The organism is Acidithiobacillus acidisediminis (genome assembly GCF_023277115.1).
GTDB lineage: Bacteria > Pseudomonadota > Gammaproteobacteria > Acidithiobacillales > Acidithiobacillaceae > Igneacidithiobacillus > Igneacidithiobacillus acidisediminis.
Map to the genome: position 1 here is coordinate 1338706 of NZ_JALQCS010000001.1, position 22307 is coordinate 1361012.

Genomic DNA, 22307 nt, shown 5'->3' on the forward strand with positions numbered 1-22307 from the left:
ACAGTCCCGCCTTAATTCCTTCGGCATGGACGTAGAATGACCGATAATATTGCCTCGGAGCAGGCCCCAGGAAGCATGGATCGGGATGCCGCCCTGCGCTATCAGACAGCGAGTTTGCAGCGAGTTTCGCGTACTTTTGCCCTTACGATTCCGCAACTACCCCCGGGTTTGCGGGAAGCGGTGGGGAACGGCTATCTACTCTGCCGTATCGCCGACACCATCGAAGACGATCCCCACCTGACTTGGGAGGCCAAGGCGCATTGGCAGCAGGTATTCCTGTCGGTTTTGCGCCAGGAAATCGCGCCAACGGATTTCGCAACCGGCTTCGCGGCGGTCATGGCGGCAGAAATGCCAGAGGGAGAACATGACCTGATTGCCCATAGCGCTGCGGTTGTCGCTCTGACGCACAGCTTCGATCCGGTGCAGCAGTCGGCCCTGATACGTTGTGTGCAGATCATGGGCGCGGGCATGGCAGAGTTTCAGCGGCGCGCCTCTCGGGCGGGATTGCGTGATCAGGCCGACATGGATCACTACTGCTACGTCGTCGCCGGTGTGGTTGGCGAAATGCTCACGGCCCTGTTCGTAAACCAGGAACCTCGCATGTTGGCAGGTGGTGTGGATCTGCAGGCGCTCGCCGTGTCTTTTGGGCAGGGTCTGCAAATGACCAATATTCTCAAGGATCTCTGGACGGATTGGGAGCGGGGCGTGCTGTGGTTGCCCCAGGATCGCATCCGCGCCCATGGATTGGAGCCAGTGGATCTGCATCCGGGAATGAACCATCCAGGCTTTTCTGCCCTATTGGCCGAGATGTTGGCTTTGGCAGCCCGCCATTTGCGTAATGCCATGACCTTTACCTTGCAAATCCCGGCGGAGCAGGCCGGTATGCGGGATTTTTGCCTGTGGGCTATTGCCATGGCCGTGCTGACCTTGCGTCGTATCGCCGAAAATCCTGGCTTTCGCAGTGGTGAAGAGGTCAAGATCAGTCGCGACAGTGTGCGTAATGTGGTCTTGCTGTCCCGTCTGCTGCATCGTTTTGACCCCCTGCTGGACCTCGCTTTTCGAGTGGGTATCAAGCCGTTGCCGCGGGGTTCCCTATGCTGATGCCGACAGCGCGCTATGCGTTGCCGACGTTTTCCCGCAGCGCACTGCAGCAGAGCATCGCGGCCGCACAACAGGCGCTACGGCAACATCAAGCGCAGGATGGGCATTGGTGCTTTGAGTTTGAAGCCGATTGTACGATCCCGGCGGAATACATCCTGATGATGCACTACATGGATGATCGGGATGCCGATCTGCAGGCCAAGATTGCGGTGTATTTGCGTCGCCATCAGGGCGATCATGGCGGCTGGCCCCTGTATCATGGTGGTCAATTCGATATGAGTGCATCCGTAAAGGCCTATTATGCCCTCAAGCTCGCGGGCGATGCGCCGGAGGCGTCGCATATGCAGCGTGCCCGAGCCGCAATTCTGGCGCATGGCGGTGCGGAGCGGGCAAATGTCTTTACCCGGATCACCCTGGCCCTGTTTCGTCAGGTACCTTGGCGCGCGGTTCCCTTCATTCCCGTGGAAATCATGTTTCTCCCGCGCTGGTTTCCCATGCACATCGATAAGGTGGCGTCCTGGTCGCGCACGGTCATGGTCCCGCTGTTCATCTTGTGCAGTCGGAAAGCGCAGGCGAAAAACCCCACCGGCGTGGGTATACCGGAGTTGTTTCGGCAGGCACCAGACGAAATTCATGACTACTTTGTTTGTGCTCGCAAGGGCATCGTGGCGCGGACATTTCTCGCGTTGGATCGCTTGGGGCGAACACTGGAACCCCTCATTCCCGCCTGGATTCGCAATCGTGCGATTCGCCGTGCCGAGGCTTGGTTTATTGCCCGTTTGAATGGCGTGCATGGTATCAACGGGATCTTTCCGGCCATGGTCAATGCGCATGAAGCCTTGGCCTTGCTCGGTTATCCCAAGGAGCATCCCTATCGTCAGCAGACTCGCCAGGCATTGCAAAATCTCCTGGTCGAGCGCGCGCAGGAGGCCTACTGTCAGCCCTGCGTTTCGCCCGTCTGGGACACCTGCTGGGGCCTGCGTGCGCTACTCGAGATTGCGCCCGAGCCGGAGGAGGATGCCCTGGCGGCCATGCATTGGCTCTTGCAGCGACAAATTACGGATGCTCCAGGAGACTGGCAACACCTTCGTCCGCATCTGCGCGGTGGCGGCTGGGCCTTTCAGTACGAAAATTCGTATTACCCCGATTTGGATGACACTGCCGCGGTGGCTTGGACTCTGCATCGGGCCGGACGGCCAGAGGATCGCCCCGCCTTGGAGCGAGCGGCGGATTGGCTGGTTGGAATGCAGTCCCGCAATGGTGGCTTTGGCGCCTATGATGTCGACAATACCCATTATTACCTGAACGAAATCCCGTTTGCTGATCACAAGGCCCTGCTCGACCCACCCACGGCGGATGTGAGTGGCCGGGTCCTGACCTTTCTTGCGGCTCTGAATCGTCCGCAGGATCGCCCGGCGATCGATCGCCTGGTCAAATATCTACTCGATCAGCAAGAATCCAATGGTTCCTGGTTTGGGCGCTGGGGAAGCAATTACATTTATGGGACCTGGTCGGTATTGATTGCCTTTGCGGAACTTGGAGATCCGACCGTGCGGCCGGCGATGGAACGGGCTGCCGCTTGGTTGCGCGCGGTGCAGCAGGAGGACGGTGGTTGGGGCGAAAGTAATGACTCCTACCTGGATCCTGGCCTTGCTGGTCAAGGGCAGCCTGCGACCGCCGCGCACACGGCTTGGGCGTGTCTGGCCCTGATGGCTGCGGGAGACCGTGACACTGACGCCCTGCGGCGCGGAATCGCCTGGCTCCAGGAGCATCAGGCAGCCGATGGCGAATGGCACGATCCATGGTTCAATGCTCCAGGGTTTCCGCGCGTGTTCTATATCACCTACCACGGTTACAAACTATATTTTCCCTTATGGGCGCTCAGCCAGTATCAGAATCTCCAGGCCCGCGCTTAGGTCTGGTCGTGGCCCTGGCGGCGGAGGCCAAGGCCCTCGGCGTAGCTACGCTATGCCCGGAATCGGTGCACGATTATGGTCGCGACGATCTTCTGGTGGTCTCTGGGATGGGCGCTGATGCTGCACGCCGCGCGGGCCAGACGCTCCTGACGGCGGGCGCCGAAGCCTTGGTCAGCGTTGGTACAGCTGGGGCACTGCAGCCTGATCTACAGCCAGGGGATCTCTGTATCCCGGAGCAGATCCTTTGGCAGAGCCAGAATTTTCCCACAGCCCCGGTCTTGGTTGAGTCATTTCAGCGGCGTTTTCCCACAGCCAGGGCTGGGGCTCTACTTTCCCTCCCCCAGGTTTTGTCTGACCCCCAGGAAAAGGCGAAATATGCCGAGCAGGCGTTGGCTGTCGATATGGAAAGTGGCGTCCTCGCCGCTTTGGCTGCGCAGCAGGGGGTACCGGTTTTGGCGTTGCGGGTCGTCATCGATACCCACGATACTCGTCTTCCGGACGCGGTGCGCTACGGTGTGGATGCCTATGGGCGCCCGCAGCCGCTGCGGTTTTTGCGCTATCTGCTGCGACGCCCGCAAGATCTGCCCCAACTCTTGCGCCTAGGTCAGCAAATGCAGAAGGCGCAAGCGACGCTGCGACAGTTGCGGAGGGCAATACAGATGGAAGAGTGTGCATGCGCGCGCTGATCACCGGCGCTTCGGGTTTCGTCGGCGCGGCGGTGCTGCGGCGGCTGGTGCTGGAGGGCGTGCCAGTGCGCGTCTTGGCCCGACCGGGTGCGGATGATGCGGCGTGGAAAGACCTGCCGGATATTGAAGTGGTAGAAGGAGATCTCTGCGATCCCGCTAGCTTGGAGCGCGCAGTGCTGGGCTGCCGTTGGGTCTTTCATGTGGCCGCCGATTACCGCCTGTGGGTTCCAGATCCGGAAATAATGTACCGCGCCAATGTCGATGGCAGCGAAACGCTGCTGCGGGCGGCGTTGGTGGCAGGTGTCGAGCGTATCGTATATACCAGCAGTGTGGCGGTGCTCGGCTTGCGTAGCGATGGGCAGCCGAGTACGGAAGAAACTCCCTCGTCCATCGATGATATGATTGGACATTACAAACGCTCCAAATTCCTCGCCGAGGAACGCGTGCGGGTCCTATGTCGCGAGCAGGGGGCGCCGATTGTCATCGTCAATCCGTCCACACCCATCGGCCCCGCTGATCGCAAACCGACCCCTACCGGACGCATGGTATTGGAGGCTGCGGCGGGACGTATGCCGGCCTATGTCGATACGGGCCTGAATGTCGTACATGTGGATGATGTCGCCATGGGGCATTGGCTGGCCCTGCAATATGGAAAACCTGGAGAGCGATACATCCTCGGTGGTGACAATCTCTCCCTGCGCGCCATCCTGACGCGGATCAGCGGGTTGACGGGGCGACCTTCGCCCCGCTTTCGGGTACCGCGACGCTTACTCTACCCCATTGCCTGGGTCTCAGAGGCTTGGGTGCGCTGGCGTGGCAGCGGTCTTCCGCTGGTGAGCGTCGACGAATTACGGATGGCCGCGCATCATATGTATTTCGACTCCCGCAAGGCGGAACAAGAACTCGGCTATACCCATCGACCCGCCGAAGAGGCCTTGCGCGATGCGGTCGCTTGGTTTGCTGAACATCACTACTTCTGACGTGGTGATCGCCTGGATCTTTGCATTTCTGGCGCTTCTGTCCTGTCTGTACTGGGGGCTCGCCTGGTTGCGCATCGCGCGTTGGCGGCCGCGATTGCCCGAGTTCGCGCCGGGGGAGCCCGTGACCTGCGCTGCGGGAATCAGTGTGCTCAAGCCTCTACACGGTGTAGAGCCGCAGCTGCCAGAGAATTTGCGCAGCTTCATCGCGCAACACTATTCTCCGTTTGAATTGCTCTGCGGGGTCCAGGACGCGCAAGATCCCGTTCTGCCCTTGCTGGAACCGTTGCAGGGACAGAACGGTCTGCGTATTGTGCGTCATACGGTTCAGCTGGGTAGTAATCCGAAAGTCAATAACCTGGCAGGGATCTATCCGCACGCGCGCTACCCGATTCTGGTGTTGGCGGATGCGGATATTCGCGTCGGTCCAGACTATCTTGCGCAACTCGCGCAAGAACTGGATCGCCCCGGAGTTGGGCTAAGCAGTTGCCTCTATCGGGCGCGGACACTCCCCGGGCTGTGGTCGCAAGTGCTGGGGGTGCAGATTCAGGAGCATTTCCTACCTTCGGTGTTGGCGGCAGCAGCGCTTGGCCCCAATCTCTACTGTGGTGGCGCCACCATCGCTCTGCGCCGGGATGTGTTCGAGCGCTGTGGCGGATTTGCCGCGCTGGCGGATGAATTGGCTGACGATTACGCCATTGGCGCCCATGTCCGGGCCCTCGGTTACCGTAGCATCGTTAGTGATGTGCTGGTCGAAACACTGGTGGCGGAGGACAGTTTTCGCAGTTTTTACGCCCACGCCTTACGCTGGGCGCGGACCACCCGGGCCGTGCAACCCTGGGGGCATGCCTTCTCCTTTCTGACCTACCCGTTACCCCTGGTCCTGATCGCCGCATTATGCTGGCAAGGTTGGGCTTTTGCTCCCCTGGTGCTGGTCCTAGCCTTGCGCCTCGTGTACCATTGGCAGATTGGACGAAAATTGCACTCGCCTCTAATGGTGCTGGCGGTTGGTCTGGCTGATTTCCTCGGGCTATCGATTTGGGCACATGCGCAAATTGCCGGGAAGGTCCACTGGCGTGGGCGCAATTTTTCCATCGATGCCCATGGGCAAATGCATGACGGAGTAGAGCGATGACGATGAAAACCTTGTTCCTGCAGGCCCCTTCCTTTGAGGGTTTTGATGGCGGGGCCGGCTCTCGCTACCAGGCCAAGCGCGAAATTCGCTCTTTCTGGTTTCCGACCTGGCTAGCGCAGCCAGCGGCCATGATCCCGGGCAGTCGCCTGCTTGATGCGCCGCCCGCAGACATCACCGTAGAGGAAACGCTACGGGTGGCAGCGAGCTACGAGTTGTGCATCATCCATACCAGTACGCCCTCGTTTCCCTCCGATGTGCGCATGGCAGAAATGCTCAAGGCCCATTATCCAAAGATGCTGATTGGCCTGGTTGGGGCGAAAGTCGCCGTGGAGCCGGAGGAATCCTTGCAGGCTTCCCCTGCCATCGATTTCGTGGCGCGAGAAGAATTTGATTACACCCTGAAAGAGATTGCCGAAGGCCGGCCCTTTGCCGAGGTAGATGGCATCAACTATCGCGATGCCAACGGTCTGCTGGTGCGCACGCCAGATCGCGCCATGATCGAAGATATGGATGCCTTACCGTTTGTCTCCGAGGTCTACAAGCGGGACTTACATATCGAGGATTATTTCATTGGCTATCTGAAACACCCGTACATTTCTTTCTATACCGGCCGTGGTTGTCGTTCCCAGTGTACATTCTGCCTCTGGCCGCAGACCGTAGGAGGCCACCGCTACCGGACTCGCAGCGCGGCCAGTGTCATCGAAGAGGTGAAATACATTCAGAAAGCCTTCCCGCAAGTACAGGAAGTCTTCTTTGACGATGACACTTTCACTGATGATCGCCCGCGTGCCGAAGAGATTGCCCGCGGCCTGGGCAAGCTGGGAGTGACTTGGTCCTGCAATGCCAAGGCCAATGTACCCTATGAAACCCTCAAGGTGCTGCGCGACAACGGTCTGCGCCTTTTGCTCGTTGGCTATGAGTCGGGCAATCAGCAGATTCTCAACAATATCAAGAAGGGTCTGAAGGTCGAGGCGGCGCGCAAATTTACCGCTGATTGCCACAAGCTTGGCATTGCCATTCATGGCACCTTTATTCTCGGTCTGCCTGGTGAGACGAAAGAGACTATTCAGCAAACCATTAATTTTGCTAAAGAAATCAATCCACACACCATTCAGGTATCTCTTGCTGCGCCGTATCCTGGCACCTATTTGTACAATCAGGCGAAGGAGCAGGGCTGGCTCACGGAAGAGGATGAGGCGCATCTGGTGAATGATCGTGGTGTGCAGATCAGTCCGATGAGCTACCCGCATCTCAATCACACAGAGATTTTTGATTCCGTTGAGGTGATGTACAAGAAATTCTACTTTCGTGCGGGTAAGATTGCCGAGATCACCGGTGAGATGCTGCGCAGTTCGCAGATGATGAAGCGTCGTCTGCGTGAGGGGGTGGAGTTTGTACGCTTTCTGCGGCAGCGTCATGGTTAAGTGTGGCGGGCGAACGCAGAATCATTTTCAATGCTGATGATTTTGGGCTGGACCCGGCGGTAAATGCCGCGGTCGTCTCAGCCCATCGGCGAGGAATCCTCAATAGCGCAAGCCTGATGGTGTCTGCCACCGCAGCAGCGGAGGCGATCACCTTGGCGCGTAAATTGCCAGAACTTGGAGTGGGTTTGCATTTAACCCTGGTGGATGGTGTTCCCATATTGCCTGCGGCCCAGGTCCCCGACCTCGTGGACGGGCATGGGCGTTTCGCAGCTGACCTCTGGAAACGGGGGTTCCGCTATTTTTTTCTGCCCCGGGTGCGGCGTCAGCTCGCAGCAGAAATTTCCGCCCAGTATGCTGCCTTTGCCGATTCTGGTCTGTCCCTCGATCATGTCAACGCCCATAAACATCTCCATGCGCATCCGACGGTGCTGCGCTTGCTCATCGAGATCGGCAAGCGGTTTTCCTTGCGCGCTGTGCGTGTCCCCCGTGAGCCCCTGGGTCTGGCACGGCAGCTGGCGCCGGTCAGCGCTGGAACAGCTTTGGGCGCGCGTCTCCTCTCGACCTGGGCAGGGGGTATGCGCCGCGTGATCCGTGCGCATGGCCTCCTGTGCAATGATCTCCTGCTTGGTCTGCAATCTACCGGGCAGATGGACGTCCGGCGCGTTCGCCGCGCCTTGGCCATTGCGCCCGCGGGACAATTGACGGAATTATATTTTCATCCTGCTGAAGAGCAGACTGCAGCTTTGCGCGAGCTCATGCCGGATTATCGTCCCGTAGTAGAGTGGCAAGCGCTATGCGATTCCGCCCTCGTCGAGGAACTGTGCGCGCAGGGTATCCGTACCGGAAGCTATCGTGATTTCGCCCGCGGCTGAGCGTTTTCTTGCCCGCATTGGCGAGCGCTATATGCGTAGCATTTGTCGGTTTATGTCGTTTTGCGTGCAGCACGCACACGCCACACTGGTTTTCTTTTCCCTGCTGCTCGTATTGGCAGTTGTCTATATCGCTGGCCATTTTGCGATGAATACCAACACCAGTGATGTGCTCTCCCGCGATCTGCCTTTTCAGCAGCGCGAAATTGCCTATAAAAAGGTATTTCCTCAGGATCGGGACAGCATTGTCGTCGTCCTGCAGGGGCAGAACGCCAGCGCTACGGGTAATGCCGTCGATCGGTTGGAGACTTGGGTAAGGGCGCATCCGAAGTATTTTCATAGCGTCTACGTTCCCGGTGGTGGAAAATTTTTCCAGCAGAATGGGTTACTCTATCTGCCGGTACAACAGGTGCATGAATTTGCGCAGCGAATCACCGCGGCGCAACCACTCATTGCCAGCCTCTCTGGTAATCCCAGTTTAGCGGGGTTGAGTGATCTGCTCAGCGAGGCCGTAGATCAACGTCTGCATGGTGGTGTGCAGGTGCAGGGGCTGACGCCTGTCTATAATGCCTTTACCCGGAGCATCGATGCGCAGTTGGCTGGGCATCCAGAGGAGATCTCCTGGGCCAGTTTGATGGGTGGCAGTCTGGCGCATTTAGGGCCCGAGCAAAGATTTGTGCTCATCGAGCCCACCCTGAACTATCATAGTCTGCAACCTGCAGAGGCATCCATCCAGTTTTTGCACCGCGGTCTGGAGCAGTTGCATATTGATGCCGCGCATGGACTTTCCGTGGGAATTACTGGACAAGCGGTGCTAGATGCTGAGCAGCTCAAGACGGTCAGCGAAGGTGCTTTTACTTCTTTGGCGTTGACTCTGGGGTTGGAGATTTTGCTCCTGATTATTGCCCTGCGTAGCCCCCGCTTGGTCATCGGGGTATTGGTGAATCTAATTGCCGGCATTATTTTGACGACGGCTTGGGCGTTACTCGTGATTGGGCCATTCAATCTCATTTCGGTTTCCTTTGCTATCCTGTTCATTGGTCTTGGGGTTGATTTTGGTATCCAATTCAGCCTGCGTTTTCGCGAAGAACTGTTTAATGGCGCCAGCCACGAGGAGGCGATGCGGCGTGTATCGCGAGGTCTGGGGGCGGCCCTGTCCTTGGCTGCCGTAGCGGCGGCGATCAGTTTTTTTGCATTCGTGCCGACCAGTTATGCGGGAATTGTCGACCTCGGTCTGGTTTCTGGCGCCAGTATGCTCATTGGCCTCCTGCTCACCATTACCTTGCTGCCTGCCTTTCTGACCACTTGGCCGCTTTCCGCCAAGGCCCGGCAGCGCGTTGATTTCCCTCATTTTCATCGGGTGCCTACCCTGGCGCGTTACCCCATCCATCGCTACGCCTGGGGCGTGCTGGTGCTCGTGGCCGCGCTTGCTATTGCGGCGGTGCCAGCGGCATTGCAGGTACGTTTTGATTTCAATCCCTTGCACATGATCGATCAGCATGCCGAGGGCGTAAAAGTCTTCGAATCGTTACTGGCCAACCCCGACACGGCACCCTACCGCATTGAGGTGTTGGCAAAAAATCTCGATCAGGCCAAGGAAATTGCCCGGCGCGTCAAACAGGTACCGACGGTGGCACGGGCGCTGACCATTGCCGACTATGTACCAACGGATCAGGCTCCCAAGCTCTCTATTTTGAACAACTTACAGATTCTGGTGCCACCCTTCTCTTTGCTCATGCCGGCGGCGTTGACGCCACCAGCAGCCAACACGGTGGAAAAATTACGGCAGTTACAGAAAAAGTTACAATCGTTGGCGGCCAAGGATCGTGGTGAAGAGGGGAGGGCTGCGGCGCGCCTCGCGCTGGCGCTGGGGCGGTTTTTACAGGCAGACGCGCAGAAGCCGCGGGCAATAGATGCGCTGCAGCATTCCCTCTTGGGCACCTTGCCCAGCGAGTTGAAACAACTTGGGGAAGCTTTGCTCGCCGCACCAGTGACGATTAATTCCCTGCCAGGGGACTTACGTAGCCGCTACCTTGCCGCAGATGGTCAAGCGCGGGTCGAGGTCTTTCCCAAGGCGGATCTGACAAACAATCAAAAGATGTTACATTTTGTCAGCTCGGTCCTGCAGGTGGAACCAACTGCGGTCGGCACCCCGGTCATGCTAGTCGAGGGCGGCGAAGCGGTGCTCGGGGCCTTTCAGGAAGCCACCTATATCGCGATTGCTGGTATCGCCCTGCTCCTGCTCTTATCGCTTCGGCGCTATCGTGATATGTTGCTGATCATATTGCCGTTATTGTTGGCAGCGCTGTTCACGGTAGCGGCGATGTCCCTCTTGGGGGTAAGTTTCAACCTGGGCAATATCATCGTCCTTCCGCTTCTCATTGGTCTCGGCGTAGCCTTCGGTATTTACATCGTCTTGCGCTGGCGCAGCGGAGTGGATGCTGCCCACTTGCTGCAGACCTCCACGCCGATGGCAGTTTTCTTTAGCGGGCTGACCACGTTGAGCGCCTTTGGTAGCATGGCGCTGTCCGTTGATCCGGGTATGGCCAGTTTGGGGGATGCGTTGAGTATCGCCTTGGCGATCGTGCTGCTCTGTATTCTCGTTGTGCTGCCTGCGCTTCTTCTGCTTTGTACCAATTCTCCTCATGAAGAAGGGATTGTTCAGGATGAAGGTAGCTGATTTCGCCGCCGCGGTGCGGCGGCAACTCGGGAGTGCGGTACTGCTCCTGGGTGGGCTGTTATTCATGGGCTATCTCATCTGGGATGAGGGTGCGGGAGGCATTTTCGCGATACTGCGTGATGGTTCCTGGCTATTGTTGATTCTTCTTCCAGTACATATGCTGGTCATTGCCCTGGATGCCACGAGCTGGCGCTGGATTTTGGCGGACGTTCCCAAGCGACCAGCGTTGGCGCGACTGACCTGGTTGGCCCTGCTGCGGGAAGCCGTGAATGGACTCCTGCCCGTCGCCCGAGTGGGCGGCGAATTTGTCGGTATTCGCGGATTGGCGCAGATGGGGGTATCGCTCTACCAAGCGGCGGCTAGCGTCGTGGTCGAAGTGAGTCTGACGCTGTTGAGCCAGTTTTTCTTCACGCTGCTGGGTCTTGTACTCCTGTTGCATTGGGCAAGCGATGTCCATCTTCGCGATGCCGTGCTGTATGGATTGGCGCTAAGTTTACCGATACTGGCACTGTTGTTCTGGTTGCAGGGTCGTGTCGGTCTTTTCCATCTGTTCCAAAGAATCCTGCGTCGACTGAGCGGGGGGCGGGATTGGATTGCGCTGCGTGGTGATCCACGGCAACTGGATGCGGAAATCGCCCGCCTATATCGCCGGCGCTGGGCCTTACTCTGGGCGAATTTTTGGCAATTGCTGGGCCTCTTTGCCGGTGCGGGAGAGTTGTGGCTGAGCTTTGTCTTTTTGCACCACTCGATTTCCGCGCCTGCGGCCCTTCTGCTGGAAAGCCTGGGGCAAGCGCTACGCAGTGCCGCATTCTTTGTGCCGTCAGCGTTAGGCGTGCAGGAGGGTGGTTTTATGTTATTCGGGACAGTGCTGGGAATCGGCCCCGATCTGGCCTTGGCCTATTCCTTGCTCCGGCGCTTTCGTGAGCTGGCATTAGGTCTGCCGTTGTTGCTGTCCTGGTATTTGCTGGAAGGGCGACGCCTTCGTCAAAATTGGTCCAAAAAAGTACTGGCTTGGGAGGAAACCGCATGAGTGTTGTGGCGACTGAGATGGCAAGGCAAAGTCATCGAGAGCTATTCTGTCAATTTTTTCACGATACCCACGTGGATTTCGATCCGAAGACTATCGACTGGCCGGACCTGGATGCGGCGGCCGAGCAGCGACTCAAATCTCTGCCGTTCTGGGGTGAGGCGGTGGCAACGGAAAGTGTCACGGCGCGCATGGTGCAGCACATGGCGGACACGGAAACCGATCCCTTGGTCAAGGCTGCAGTGGCCCTCGATGGCTACGAAGAGCGCCGCCACGCCGAGCTCTTGCAGGCCCTGGTCACGCACTATGGAATCGTGATTCCGCCGCTACCGGCGCCGCCGCCGATTCGGGACCCGCACTGGGAGTTTCTTTTTACTGGCTACGGCGAGTGCCTCGACTCCTATTTTGCGTTTGGTCTCTTTGCTGCAGCGCGAGATTCCGGATTTTTCCCTGAGGCCCTGGTGCAGATCTTCGATCCGATCATGCAGGAAGAGGCGCGGCATATCATTTTCTTCGTCAATTGGTTGCATTGGTATCGCCAACAACTGCCGTGGTGGAAGAAGCTGCAGCTCGAATACCGACGCTTGCAGGTGATCGCTTTGCAGGCCTGGGCACGGATCCAGACGGCGCGTGGCATGGGAGGGGAGGGGGAAGAAAACTTTACCATGACCGGTCATGAGCAGGTCAGCCAGGATATGAGTCTCACCAAATTGCTGGCACTGTGCAGAAGCGAAAATGAGCGTCGCTTTGCGCCTTACGACGCCCGATTACTACGCCCCAAGCTTGCCCCAAGAATTGCCAATTTCTTGTTTTTCTTTCTTTCTCGGAGAAAAACGGCGTAACCATTCTGCATTTGGGTAACATACGCAGTGGTATGTTATACTTACAGGCATGTTCGCAATCACTGGGGGGTTGAGATCCCTGGAAAAGGAGAATTCAGACCATGGCAGTGCCACTGATACAAAGCTATCGGGTAGGTCGATATATCATCGGCCAAAAATTGCGCGGAAACCGCCGTTATCCTTTGGTGCTGATGCTCGAGCCACTTTTTCGCTGTAACTTGGCCTGCGCAGGTTGTGGAAAAATCGATTACCCTGATGAGGTTCTCGATAAACGCCTGTCGGTAGAAGAGTGTATTGGCGCTGCCGAGGAGTGCGGTGCGCCGATTGTCTCTATCGCAGGGGGTGAACCCCTGATTCACAAGGATATGCCAGAGATCGTTGCTGGGCTGATAGAGCGCAAGCGCTTCGTCTATCTGTGTACCAATGCGTTGCTCCTGAAAAAGCGTATGGGTGACTACCAACCTTCTCCCTATTTGACGTTCTCGGTGCATCTCGACGGGAATGAGCATCGTCATGATGATTCTGTCTGTCAGCCTGGCACCTACAAGCGCGCAGCAATGGCGATTCGTGAGGCGGTAGAAAATGGCTTTCGCGTCACCGTCAACTGCACCCTGTTTCAGGGGGAAGGTGCGGAAGAGGTGGCAGGTTTCCTTGATGATTGCAAGGCGATGGGTGTGGAAGGAGTGACGATCTCGCCGGGTTTCAACTATGAGCGGGCGCCGCAGCAAGAGGTGTTCATCAAGCGCCAGGCGTCCCGCCAGCTCTTCCGTGACATTTTTCGCCTGGGCAAGGAGCGCAAGGCGAAATGGAAATTCAACCAGTCGAGTTTGTTTCTGGATTTTCTGGCTGGTAACCAGACCTACCAATGCACGCCCTGGGGCAATCCCACGCGCAATATCTTTGGTTGGCAAAAACCTTGCTACCTGCTGGTGAGTGAGGGCTATGCACCAAGTTTTCGCGCTTTGATGGAGGAAACTCCCTGGGAACGCTATGGCGTGGGTAACAACAGCAAATGTGACCAGTGTCAGGTGCACTCTGGTTTTGAGCCAACAGCGGTGAACGATACCTTCGCTCACCCCCTCAAGGCGCTGAAGGTATCGCTCTTCGGGCCGAGAACGCGGGGGCCGATGGCTCCCGACATGCCCGCAAGCCCTCCGGGTCCGGGCAGCGAGCGGCCGGTGTTCCCCTTGCGGGTGGAACGTTGAACCCGTCTGCCTAATATAAGGAGCTACGGCATGTCTTATAAGTCAAGGGTTTTGCTTCCGGTTCTCTCTCTCGCTTGCTTCTTTGCCATAAGTCCGATGGCATGGGCGGATTCCTCGCCCTCCAGTACAGTGACGGCAGAGAGCAGTAGTGCTGAGACGACGATTCAAACTCTCGATCAGGCGATCTTGTCCACGATGCAGGCGGGAGAGAAGGCGGGCTACCAGGGGCGGTACAAGATCATTGCACCGGTTCTGAACAAGACGTTTGATTTTCGCGGCATTGCGCAAATCGCTTTGGGTTCTGATTGGCCAAAGTTGAGCGCCGCACAGCAAAAGCAGTTTGTCAGCGTGCTGGCAGAATACACCGCCGCCACCTACGCTGGCCGCTTCGATAGTTACAATGGCGAGCATCTCGCTGTGATTCAAACACAGCAGCTACGCCCGGGTACGATGGGGGTTTTTACTACCCTTACCCTGAAGAATGGTCGGGTGCATCGTTTTGACTATCTTCTGACCCAAGACAAAGGGGCTGGATGGCGCGTTATCAATGTGGTTGCTGATGGCGTCAGCGACCTGTCCATGAAACGCTCAGAATACACCCAGATGATCAAAAACAAGGGCTTCTCTGCACTGATTGCGCATCTACAGCAACAAATTAACGACTACGCGACGGGCAAGAAATCGTGAAATTTGCGCGCTGGTCTATGCTGCTCGGTCTTGTTGGCCTCCTATCCTTGGGCGGCTGTGCCACCATGCAGGGGCCGGCCACAAAATCCTCGGGAGACAATGATCCGTTTGAGCCAGTCAATAAACCCATCTTTCATGCCAATCTCTGGTTGTTCCGTAATGTGCTTAGCCCGGTCAACCAAGGTTACGAGGCAGTCACACCGAAATTTTTTCGTAGCAGTGTGAGCAATGTGTTTGCCAATGCAGATATGCCCTACATTTTCGTCAATGATTTTCTCCAAGGCCGAGTGCAGCCTGGGATGGAGGGTTTGAGCCGCTTTCTCGTCAATACTATTTTTGGCTTGGGGGGCATATTTGATGTGGCAAACAAACTGGATTTGCCCAAGCAAGATAATAGCTTTGGCGTGACTCTCGGGGTCTGGGGCGTGCCGCAGGGGCCGTATCTGGTGCTGCCGTTCTATGGTCCCAGTTCGCTGCGCAACCTACCGGGTATGGCACTGGCGATTTTTGTATCGCCCCCGTATTATTTCCCTACCAGCAATGCTCAATGGGCGTGGTCAGGCATGAGCGTGATCAATACGGGTCATGTGGATGCACCGCAGGTAAAGATGGTGGAAGATGCGGTCAATCCGTATATTTTCGCGCGTAATGCCTGGGAACAGCACGAGCAGTTCTTGATTGATGGCGGAAAGGTCAGTAAAGAGCAGTTGTTGCAGGGATTGGATCTGCCGCCAACTGCCGCGACTGCATCCGGAGCTGCTGTACCGTGAAGGAAGAGAATTTGGATACGGAAATCGTCAAACGCATCGCACTATTGAGTCGTATCGCCTTGCCCGAGGCGGAACTGCCACAGGTTGCGACACAACTAGAGCGGATTTTTTCTTTGGTCGCAGAGATGCAGGCGGTGCCTACCGAGGGGATCGAACCTATGGCCCACCCTCTGGACTTGCAACAGCCATTGCGTCCGGACGCGTTACGCCCACAGAATTTGCCCCGTGAGGAACTGATGGCCTCCGCGCCGCGCGCGCAGGATGGGTTGTTTCTGGTTCCCAAAGTCATCGAATAAGGTACGATCATGGAACTCCACCAGATGGATGTGGCGGAGCTCGCCGCTGGCCTGCGCGAGAAAAATTTTTCCGCAGTTGAGCTCACAACAGCACTCCTTGCCCGTATCCCCGCCTCGCAAGAGCGCATCAATGCGTTCATCACGGTCAGTGAAGAATCGGCGCTGGAACAGGCCCGCGAGGCTGACCAGCGCCGGGCAGGGGGAGAGACGGGCGCCTTGCTCGGCATTCCGCTCGCGCACAAGGACATCTTTTGTACCCGGGGCGAACGCACGACTTGCGGCTCGAAGATGTTGGCGGATTTCTTATCACCCTATGACGCAACGGTGGTGCAGCGGCTACGGGAGGCCGGGGTGATCACCCTGGGCAAGCTCAACATGGATGAGTTTGCCATGGGCTCCTCAAACGAAACTAGTCACTTTGGCGCGGTACATAATCCGTGGGCTTTGGAACGCGTGCCGGGAGGATCCTCTGGAGGATCAGCGGCATCCTTGGCGGCGCGACTGGTCCCCCTCGCTACGGGAACGGATACTGGCGGATCGATTCGCCAGCCCGCGGCCTTCTGCGGGGTTACCGGACTCAAGCCCACCTACGGTAGGGTTTCGCGCTACGGGATGATTGCCTTCGCTTCGAGTCTCGATCAGGGTGGTCCGATGGCGCGCACGGCGGCGGATTGCGCCTTGCTGATGGATGCAATGGCGGGCCACGATCCCCGCGACTCCACCAGCCACCCGCAAGGGGGAGGGCGATTCTCTGCGGCGCTGGGCCGTAGCCTGCAGGGGCTGCGCATTGGCGTGCCGGAAGAATTCTTTGGCGCCGGCCTCGATCCGGAGGTGGAGCAGGCGGTACGGGATGCCATCCAATGGTACGCCGCCCAGGGCGCTGAAATTCGTCCCGTCCATCTGCCGAATAATGTCCATGCGGTCAGTACCTATTATGTGCTGGCACCGGCGGAGGCCTCCAGTAACTTGTCGCGTTTTGACGGGGTGCGCTATAGCCATCGCAGCAACGCGCCGGCGGATTTGTTGGAGCTGTATCAGCAGTCTCGCTATGAAGGCTTTGGTGCCGAGGTGCGCCGGCGGATTCTGATCGGTAGCTACGTCCTTTCCGCGGGCTACTATGATGCGTACTATCGTAAGGCACAGCAGGTCCGTTCCCTGATTCGCGAGGATTTCCGCCGCGCCTTCGCCGAGGTGGACGTGATCATGGGGCCGACGACGCCTACCCCAGCCTTTGCTTTGGGTGCCAAGAGTGCGGATCCCGTAGCGATGTATCTCGCCGACATCTATACCATTGCCGTCAATCTGGCGGGGATTCCGGCCCTGAGCTTGCCTTGTGGTTTTAGCAAGGAAGGGTTGCCGATTGGCTTGCAGATCATGGGCGATTACTTTGCCGATGAGTTGATTTTGGGCCTTGGTGATGCCTACCAGCGGGATACCGACTGGCACCGCCGTGAACCCCGTTGGGAGGAGCAGTGCGCATGACCTGGGAAGTCGTCATTGGTCTCGAAGTTCATGTGCAGCTCAACACCCAGAGCAAGATCTTTTGTGCCTGTTCCACCGCCTTTGGGGCTGAGCCCAACGCCCATACCTGTCCGGTCTGTCTCGCTATGCCGGGAGCACTGCCGGTATTGAACGAAGCGGCAGTGAACAAGGCCATCGCCTTTGGTTTGGCGATTGGTGCCGAGCTCAACCGGCGCAGCATCTTTGCGCGTAAGAATTATTTCTACCCGGACCTGCCTAAAGGGTATCAGATCAGCCAGTACGAGATTCCGGTGGTTGGCCGCGGACACCTCGATATCCTCCTGGCAAATGGAGAAGAAAAGCGGATTGGTATCACCCGCGCACATCTGGAGGAGGATGCCGGTAAGTCCTTGCATGAGGCCTACGACGGAGAGTCCGGGATCGATCTGAATCGAGCCGGAACGCCGCTGCTGGAGATTGTCTCCGAGCCCGACCTGCGCTCTGCGAGCGACGCAGTGGCCTATCTGAAAAAGTTGCACGCCCTGGTTCGCTACCTCGATATATCCGATGGTAACATGCAGGAAGGCTCCTTTCGCTGTGACGCGAACGTCTCTCTGCGGCGGCCCGGTGAACCATACGGCACGCGCGCCGAAATCAAGAACCTCAATTCTTTTCGCTTTCTGGAAAAAGCGATTGGATTTGAGATTGCACGGCAGGCCGATATCCTCGAGTCTGGAGGGAAGGTGGTGCAGGAAACCCGTCTCTATGATGCCAATCAAGGCGAGACGCGTTCCATGCGCAGCAAGGAAGAGGCAAACGACTACCGCTACTTCCCCGACCCCGACCTGTTGCCCTTGCAGCTCAATGACAAACGGATCGAGCAGGTGCGCAAGGCATTGCCTGAGCTGCCTGATGCGCGCAAGGCGCGGTTTATGGAGCAGCATGGACTGCCGGCCTATGACGCTGCGGTGCTGACGGCAGCACGGGAGCTGGCGGACTATTTCGAAGTGGTGGCGCTTGGTCAGGATGCCAAGGTCGCTGCCAACTGGGTTATGGGTGAGTTATTGGGTGCCCTGAACAAAACCAATCTCGAGATCGAAAACTGTCCCGTAACGGCGGAAGAGTTGCGTCAACTCCTCGCCCGTATTGCCGATCAGACCATTTCTGGGAAAATTGCCAAGGAAATCTTTGAAATCCTCTTTCACGAAGGCGGTACGGTGGATGCCATCATCGATGCGCGGGGCTTACGGCAGATTACCGATACCAGTGCCATCGTTGCCATGATCGACGACATCATTGCAAAAAATCCACAGCAGGCCGCAGATTACCGGTCTGGGAAGGAAAAACTTTTTGGTTTCTTCGTGGGTCAGGTGATGAAGGCGAGCCAGGGAAAGGCCAATCCAGATCAGGTCAATGCGTTACTCCGAGAACGTTTGCAGTCGGAATAATGGGTCAATCGAATAGCAGGAATTGAAAACGCCCGATACGTTATCGGGCGTTTTGCGTCTTTGCTCAGGAAGCGGGGACCGTCGCTGGTACTTCTTTTACCAGCTTCAAAAATTCGGAAAATGGCCCCATGTTTTCCATAGCTTCCATTTTTGGTCCCTTGAAATTCAGGCGGCCAAACATCATCGCCATCATCGGGGAGCCCATGTGATGCCAGTCATGGGTGGTGGCCCACATTTTGTAGTCGTAGTTGTAATTCAGGTCAGTGACCTTTATCGGACCGCCATAGATGCACTCCGCCTTGCCATCCTTGGGGGCAATTTCGAGCTGCACGGGCGGCGTCGATTTCATACTGGAATCGGAAATCTCCATGACTTTATAGCCCTTGCCCCCATTGTTCTTGATCCACGAGCCCGCTAACTTTGTCGTCAAGGTGTCGTTTTGGTTCCAGGCGCTGCAGAGATCCTTGGCCCATTCTGGCGACATGAAATCGGGTGCTGCGGCGAAGGCCAGGGCCGGGGCCGCTACTACCGAGCCAACTACCGCAGACAGCAACAGTTTTTTGATCATCATCCTTCTCCTCATCCCGCGTGTCAGTTGTATCCTTCCGAAGTATATAGCGTGAGAAGAGCGCGGGACAGCAATAGATTTTTATTTTGTAATAAAGCAGAAAGATTAAGAATATCAGGGGATTCTGGAAACACTTCTTATGCACCAGCACGCGGATTGAATAAATGCTCGTATTCCGCGATGGCAAAGCGGTCCGTCATGCCGGCAATATAGTCAGCCACGATCCGCGCGCGCCGGCGCAGGTCACCCGCCTCACCAAGACGCTGTTGATGTTTGCGTGGCAGCAGCTGGGGATCGGCAAAGAGCAGGGCAAAGATTTGGCGTACGGTCCTTTTGGCCTTTTCGGCTTGGCGATGTACCCGCGGATGGCGATATAGATTGGCCATGAGAAAGGCCTTGAGCTTGCGAATGGCGTGAACCATCTCTGGACTGTGCGCCGCCAATGCCTCAGGGTGTTGCCGAACGTCGGCGAGACTGCGAATCCCAGCGGCGGCAATACGCGCGGAACTGTACTCGACGAGGTCGGTGATAAGTAGATTGATCAGGCGGCGTCCTGCCTCGTGCCGCAAGACACTGCGCGCTGCCGTGGGATAGCGGCGCTGCACCTCGCGGTAAATCGACCCGAACATGGTTTCCTCGCAGAGGGCCTCAAGATCGATCAGCCCGGCACGCAGGCCATCGTCGATGTCATGATTGTTGTAGGCAATCTCGTCCGCCAGATTGGTGATCTGCGCCTCGAGGCTGGCCTGCTCTCCCTTCAGAAATCGCTCGCCGACATCCCCCAATTTTTCCGCACGGCTGCGACTGCAGTGCTTGAGTATTCCTTCTCGAGTCTCGAAGGTGAGGTTGAGACCGGGAAAATCCCCATACCGGGCTTCCAACACGTCGACAACCCGCAGCGACTGAATGTTGTGCTCGAATCCTCCGTATTCAGTCATGCAGGCATTCAGTGCATCCTGGCCGGCATGACCAAAGGGCGTATGTCCGAGGTCATGGGCAAGGGCGATGGCTTCCACGAGGTCTTCGTCCAGACCCAATTGCCGGGCAATGGAACGGGCTACCTGACCCACCTCCAGACTATGGGTGAGGCGAGTACGATAGAGATCACCCTCATGATTGACGAAGACCTGGGTCTTGTATTCGAGGCGGCGAAAGGCCGTGGAGTGAATGACCCGATCGCGATCGCGCTGGTGCGCGCTGCGTCCTCCCGTGGGTTCCTCCTCTGGATGGCGCCGCCCGCGCGTCTGCTGCGGGTGCGCAGCGTAGTCCGCCAAGGCGTGTTCCATGCTCAGCTGTGGCTCTCGGCCAAGACCTGCTCCATGGTGCTTGCGAGCAACGGTAGGCGGCGGGAAAAGAGTAGGTAGGCCGCGTCGGCGTATTGGCGAATCTCATACTGGGCATCAGCCTTGCGCCGCAGGCGGAAAAAATTCATCAGACTGCGAAAATTCACGGTCCAGTAGACATCGGAATATGCGGCTACCGGCATGACATTGCGCAACAATTCGCGCGCTCGGCCACGATAGGGATCACGCCCACCGCTTTTGGCCGGCAGCGTACCATCCGCGCGAGCGGCATCGATCCGGGTGCAGGCAGCGCTGTATTGTTCCTCGTACCAGGCAAACAAACTGGCCATCAGCGCTTCATATTCTGCCATGCTGTCATCATCCAATACGGCGTAGCCATCCACCGTGCGTGCCGCGAGATCCGGCACGTAGGCCTCAGAGATAGGCTTACGATAACGCATGGAAAACTCATTCCAACTGGAGATGCGGTGCTTGACCCACTGTCGGAGAACGAAAATGGGTGCCACGAAACGAAAGCGAAAATAGACCGTCTCGAAGGGGGTGCCGTGCTGATCGTGAAGTAGCTGGTAGAGCAGACTGCGATCGCGCTCACTGAAGGATTCGGCATTGGCGAGACGATTGTTGGTGGTGCTGATGCGGGCGGTATTGATGATCGTGGCCTCATCCCCCCAGCTATCTTCCAGCTCGATGAAGCCAAAATTGCCGATTCGCAGGCAGGCGTCGGGGTGCTGCCGAAGGCGCGCAGCAATCTCCTCTTCCAGCTCGTTGGTGGCCTTGTTGTGTTCTGCCATAGCTTACTCCATGAAGGCGTTGAGGGTCTGTCGTATGGCAGCCTCGGGTACATCGCCGGTAATGATCGATTCACCGATGCCACGCAGCAGGATGAAGCGAATCTGTCCCCCGGAGGCCTTTTTATCGACCCGCATGTAGCGCAGATATTCTTCTACGGGCAGGCGCGGTGCATGGGTCGGTAGCCCAGCGGCTTGAATGAGGCGAAAAATGCGCGCCTGTTCACTCTCGCGCAGAAGGTCGAGGCGGCGCGAGAGATCGGCGGCCATGACCATACCAATGGCTACCGCCTCGCCATGCAGATAGCTGCCATAGCCTGTTGCGGCCTCGATGGCGTGGCCAAAGGTGTGTCCATAATTGAGAATGGCGCGCAGGCCACCCTCCAATTCATCGCGCGCCACGACCTCGGCCTTGTCGGCGCAGGAATCATGAATGACACGCGCCAGGGCCTCGGCATCTTCAGCCAGAATGGCATCCAGATGGTCTTCGAGCCAAACAAAGAACCCTGGGTCATTGATCAGCCCGTACTTGATCACCTCAGCCAGACCGGAGCGAAATTCTCGCTCTGGCAGACTATCCAGGGTATCGACATCGGCGATGACAGCGCGGGGCTGATAAAAGGCACCAATCATGTTTTTGCCCAACGCGTGATTGACCCCGGTTTTTCCTCCCACCGAGGAATCCACCATGGCCAGCAGTGTGGTGGGGACTTGCAGAAAGGGAATGCCCCGTTGGTAGATGGCGGCGACGAACCCCCCCAAGTCGCCGATGACGCCGCCACCCAGGGCGCAGAGGCAGGAATCTCGACCGAGCCCGGCAGCCAGCATTTGCCCACAAACCTCCTCAACCTGGGTCAGGGTTTTGCTGCCTTCGCCGTGGGGAACAATGATCTCTACCAGGGGGCACTGGGCCCGCGCCAGGGTATCGCGTAGTGCCGGCAAGTAGAGGGGGGCGACGAGGTCATCGGACAGGACCGCGACTCCACCTGGACTCAGGTGCGGCAGGAAAAGCTGGGCATCGTGCAGTAACCCGGAGCCAATGTGTATGGGGTAGGAACGTGCACCGAGTTGGACCTGGAGGCTGGGCATGAGAAACATCTCTTCTAAGTGCTTCGCCCCATTG

20 protein-coding genes are annotated in these 22307 nt (G+C 57.5%); 16 read left to right on the forward strand and 4 right to left on the reverse strand.

Annotated elements, in window-relative coordinates; genetic code table 11:
- Positions 1 to 36 precede the first annotated feature (36 nt).
- From M5D89_RS06825 to gatB, 16 genes are all read left to right on the forward strand, one after another.
- On the forward strand, positions 37 to 1101 hold the full coding sequence (locus M5D89_RS06825) for a phytoene/squalene synthase family protein (protein WP_248885083.1): 1065 nt from the start codon (positions 37 to 39) through the stop codon (positions 1099 to 1101).
- Positions 1095 to 3017 carry a squalene--hopene cyclase gene (shc, locus tag M5D89_RS06830; RefSeq protein WP_248885084.1) on the forward strand — a complete coding sequence of 641 codons (1923 nt, stop codon included), beginning with the start codon at positions 1095 to 1097 and terminating at the stop codon, positions 3015 to 3017. Before M5D89_RS06825 ends, shc begins: the two co-directional genes overlap by 7 nt.
- An 8-nt stretch (positions 3018 to 3025) precedes the next feature.
- Positions 3026 to 3703 carry a phosphorylase family protein gene (locus tag M5D89_RS06835; RefSeq protein WP_248885085.1) on the forward strand — a complete coding sequence of 226 codons (678 nt, stop codon included), beginning with the start codon at positions 3026 to 3028 and terminating at the stop codon, positions 3701 to 3703.
- Positions 3691 to 4683 carry a hopanoid-associated sugar epimerase gene (hpnA, locus tag M5D89_RS06840; RefSeq protein ID WP_248885086.1) on the forward strand — a complete coding sequence of 331 codons (993 nt, stop codon included), beginning with the start codon at positions 3691 to 3693 and terminating at the stop codon, positions 4681 to 4683. The genes M5D89_RS06835 and hpnA overlap by 13 nt, the downstream gene beginning before the upstream one ends.
- Entirely contained in the window at positions 4646 to 5815 is a 1170-nt protein-coding gene (hpnI, locus tag M5D89_RS06845; protein ID WP_248885087.1) for a bacteriohopanetetrol glucosamine biosynthesis glycosyltransferase HpnI, read from the forward strand. Before hpnA ends, hpnI begins: the two co-directional genes overlap by 38 nt.
- A complete protein-coding gene (gene hpnJ, locus M5D89_RS06850; RefSeq protein WP_248885088.1) occupies positions 5812 to 7239 on the forward strand; it encodes a hopanoid biosynthesis associated radical SAM protein HpnJ in 1428 nt (475 codons plus the stop codon). Before hpnI ends, hpnJ begins: the two co-directional genes overlap by 4 nt.
- 2 nt (positions 7240 to 7241) lie before the next feature.
- A complete protein-coding gene (hpnK, locus tag M5D89_RS06855; protein ID WP_248885089.1) occupies positions 7242 to 8111 on the forward strand; it encodes a hopanoid biosynthesis-associated protein HpnK in 870 nt (289 codons plus the stop codon).
- A complete protein-coding gene (locus M5D89_RS06860) occupies positions 8092 to 10788 on the forward strand; it encodes an MMPL family transporter (protein WP_248885090.1) in 2697 nt (898 codons plus the stop codon). Before hpnK ends, M5D89_RS06860 begins: the two co-directional genes overlap by 20 nt.
- Positions 10775 to 11818 (forward strand): lysylphosphatidylglycerol synthase domain-containing protein, encoded by a 1044-nt coding sequence (locus tag M5D89_RS06865; protein WP_248885091.1) that lies wholly within the window; start codon positions 10775 to 10777, stop codon positions 11816 to 11818. The genes M5D89_RS06860 and M5D89_RS06865 overlap by 14 nt, the downstream gene beginning before the upstream one ends.
- The gene (locus M5D89_RS06870) at positions 11815 to 12657 is read left to right on the forward strand and encodes a ferritin-like domain-containing protein (protein WP_248885092.1); all 843 of its coding nucleotides are present in this window, start codon (positions 11815 to 11817) and stop codon (positions 12655 to 12657) included. The genes M5D89_RS06865 and M5D89_RS06870 overlap by 4 nt, the downstream gene beginning before the upstream one ends.
- Before the next feature lie 101 nt (positions 12658 to 12758).
- The gene (hpnH, locus tag M5D89_RS06875) at positions 12759 to 13862 is read left to right on the forward strand and encodes an adenosyl-hopene transferase HpnH (RefSeq protein ID WP_248885093.1); all 1104 of its coding nucleotides are present in this window, start codon (positions 12759 to 12761) and stop codon (positions 13860 to 13862) included.
- A 30-nt stretch (positions 13863 to 13892) separates the two neighbouring features.
- Positions 13893 to 14549 (forward strand): ABC transporter substrate-binding protein, encoded by a 657-nt coding sequence (locus tag M5D89_RS06880; RefSeq protein ID WP_248885094.1) that lies wholly within the window; start codon positions 13893 to 13895, stop codon positions 14547 to 14549.
- Positions 14546 to 15319, forward strand: a complete 774-nt coding sequence (locus M5D89_RS06885; RefSeq protein ID WP_346347708.1) for an MlaA family lipoprotein — start codon at positions 14546 to 14548, stop codon at positions 15317 to 15319. Before M5D89_RS06880 ends, M5D89_RS06885 begins: the two co-directional genes overlap by 4 nt.
- The gene (gatC, locus tag M5D89_RS06890) at positions 15316 to 15615 is read left to right on the forward strand and encodes an Asp-tRNA(Asn)/Glu-tRNA(Gln) amidotransferase subunit GatC (protein WP_248885095.1); all 300 of its coding nucleotides are present in this window, start codon (positions 15316 to 15318) and stop codon (positions 15613 to 15615) included. Before M5D89_RS06885 ends, gatC begins: the two co-directional genes overlap by 4 nt.
- Positions 15616 to 15624: 9 nt before the next feature.
- The gene (gatA, locus tag M5D89_RS06895; protein ID WP_248885096.1) at positions 15625 to 17097 is read left to right on the forward strand and encodes an Asp-tRNA(Asn)/Glu-tRNA(Gln) amidotransferase subunit GatA; all 1473 of its coding nucleotides are present in this window, start codon (positions 15625 to 15627) and stop codon (positions 17095 to 17097) included.
- A complete protein-coding gene (gatB, locus tag M5D89_RS06900; RefSeq protein WP_248885097.1) occupies positions 17094 to 18524 on the forward strand; it encodes an Asp-tRNA(Asn)/Glu-tRNA(Gln) amidotransferase subunit GatB in 1431 nt (476 codons plus the stop codon). Before gatA ends, gatB begins: the two co-directional genes overlap by 4 nt.
- A gap of 64 nt (positions 18525 to 18588) precedes the next feature.
- On the opposite strand, the gene M5D89_RS06905 is transcribed toward gatB, so the two are convergent.
- The 4 genes from M5D89_RS06905 to aroB form a co-directional block, all read right to left on the reverse strand.
- Positions 18589 to 19092, reverse strand: a complete 504-nt coding sequence (locus M5D89_RS06905; RefSeq protein ID WP_248885098.1) for an SCP2 sterol-binding domain-containing protein — start codon at positions 19090 to 19092, stop codon at positions 18589 to 18591.
- A gap of 137 nt (positions 19093 to 19229) precedes the next feature.
- Positions 19230 to 20378 carry a deoxyguanosinetriphosphate triphosphohydrolase gene (locus M5D89_RS06910; RefSeq protein ID WP_248885099.1) on the reverse strand — a complete coding sequence of 383 codons (1149 nt, stop codon included), beginning with the start codon at positions 20376 to 20378 and terminating at the stop codon, positions 19230 to 19232.
- A 2-nt stretch (positions 20379 to 20380) separates the two neighbouring features.
- Positions 20381 to 21187: an FAD-dependent thymidylate synthase gene (gene thyX / locus M5D89_RS06915; RefSeq protein ID WP_248885100.1), complete on the reverse strand. Its 807-nt coding sequence runs from the start codon at positions 21185 to 21187 to the stop codon at positions 20381 to 20383.
- Positions 21188 to 21190: 3 nt separating this feature from the next.
- A complete protein-coding gene (gene aroB, locus M5D89_RS06920) occupies positions 21191 to 22273 on the reverse strand; it encodes a 3-dehydroquinate synthase (RefSeq protein WP_248885101.1) in 1083 nt (360 codons plus the stop codon).
- Between the last annotated feature and the right edge of the window lie 34 nt (positions 22274 to 22307).

What these genes read in the sequence shown, in the direction of transcription:
- M5D89_RS06825 (WP_248885083.1), top strand. Translation starts at nt 37, where the DNA reads ATGACCGATAATATTGCCTCGGAGCAGGCCCCAGGAAGCATGGATCGG.
- shc (WP_248885084.1), top strand. Translation starts at nt 1,095, where the DNA reads ATGCTGATGCCGACAGCGCGCTATGCGTTGCCGACGTTTTCCCGCAGC.
- hpnA (WP_248885086.1), top strand. Translation starts at nt 3,691, where the DNA reads ATGCGCGCGCTGATCACCGGCGCTTCGGGTTTCGTCGGCGCGGCGGTG.
- hpnI (WP_248885087.1), top strand. Translation starts at nt 4,646, where the DNA reads ATGCGGTCGCTTGGTTTGCTGAACATCACTACTTCTGACGTGGTGATC.
- hpnJ (WP_248885088.1), top strand. Translation starts at nt 5,812, where the DNA reads ATGACGATGAAAACCTTGTTCCTGCAGGCCCCTTCCTTTGAGGGTTTT.
- M5D89_RS06865 (WP_248885091.1), top strand. Translation starts at nt 10,775, where the DNA reads ATGAAGGTAGCTGATTTCGCCGCCGCGGTGCGGCGGCAACTCGGGAGT.
- M5D89_RS06870 (WP_248885092.1), top strand. Translation starts at nt 11,815, where the DNA reads ATGAGTGTTGTGGCGACTGAGATGGCAAGGCAAAGTCATCGAGAGCTA.
- hpnH (WP_248885093.1), top strand. Translation starts at nt 12,759, where the DNA reads ATGGCAGTGCCACTGATACAAAGCTATCGGGTAGGTCGATATATCATC.
- M5D89_RS06880 (WP_248885094.1), top strand. Translation starts at nt 13,893, where the DNA reads ATGTCTTATAAGTCAAGGGTTTTGCTTCCGGTTCTCTCTCTCGCTTGC.
- gatA (WP_248885096.1), top strand. Translation starts at nt 15,625, where the DNA reads ATGGAACTCCACCAGATGGATGTGGCGGAGCTCGCCGCTGGCCTGCGC.
- gatB (WP_248885097.1), top strand. Translation starts at nt 17,094, where the DNA reads ATGACCTGGGAAGTCGTCATTGGTCTCGAAGTTCATGTGCAGCTCAAC.
- M5D89_RS06905 (WP_248885098.1), bottom strand. Translation starts at nt 19,092, where the DNA reads ATGATCAAAAAACTGTTGCTGTCTGCGGTAGTTGGCTCGGTAGTAGCG.
- M5D89_RS06910 (WP_248885099.1), bottom strand. Translation starts at nt 20,378, where the DNA reads ATGGAACACGCCTTGGCGGACTACGCTGCGCACCCGCAGCAGACGCGC.
- thyX (WP_248885100.1), bottom strand. Translation starts at nt 21,187, where the DNA reads ATGGCAGAACACAACAAGGCCACCAACGAGCTGGAAGAGGAGATTGCT.
- aroB (WP_248885101.1), bottom strand. Translation starts at nt 22,273, where the DNA reads ATGCCCAGCCTCCAGGTCCAACTCGGTGCACGTTCCTACCCCATACAC.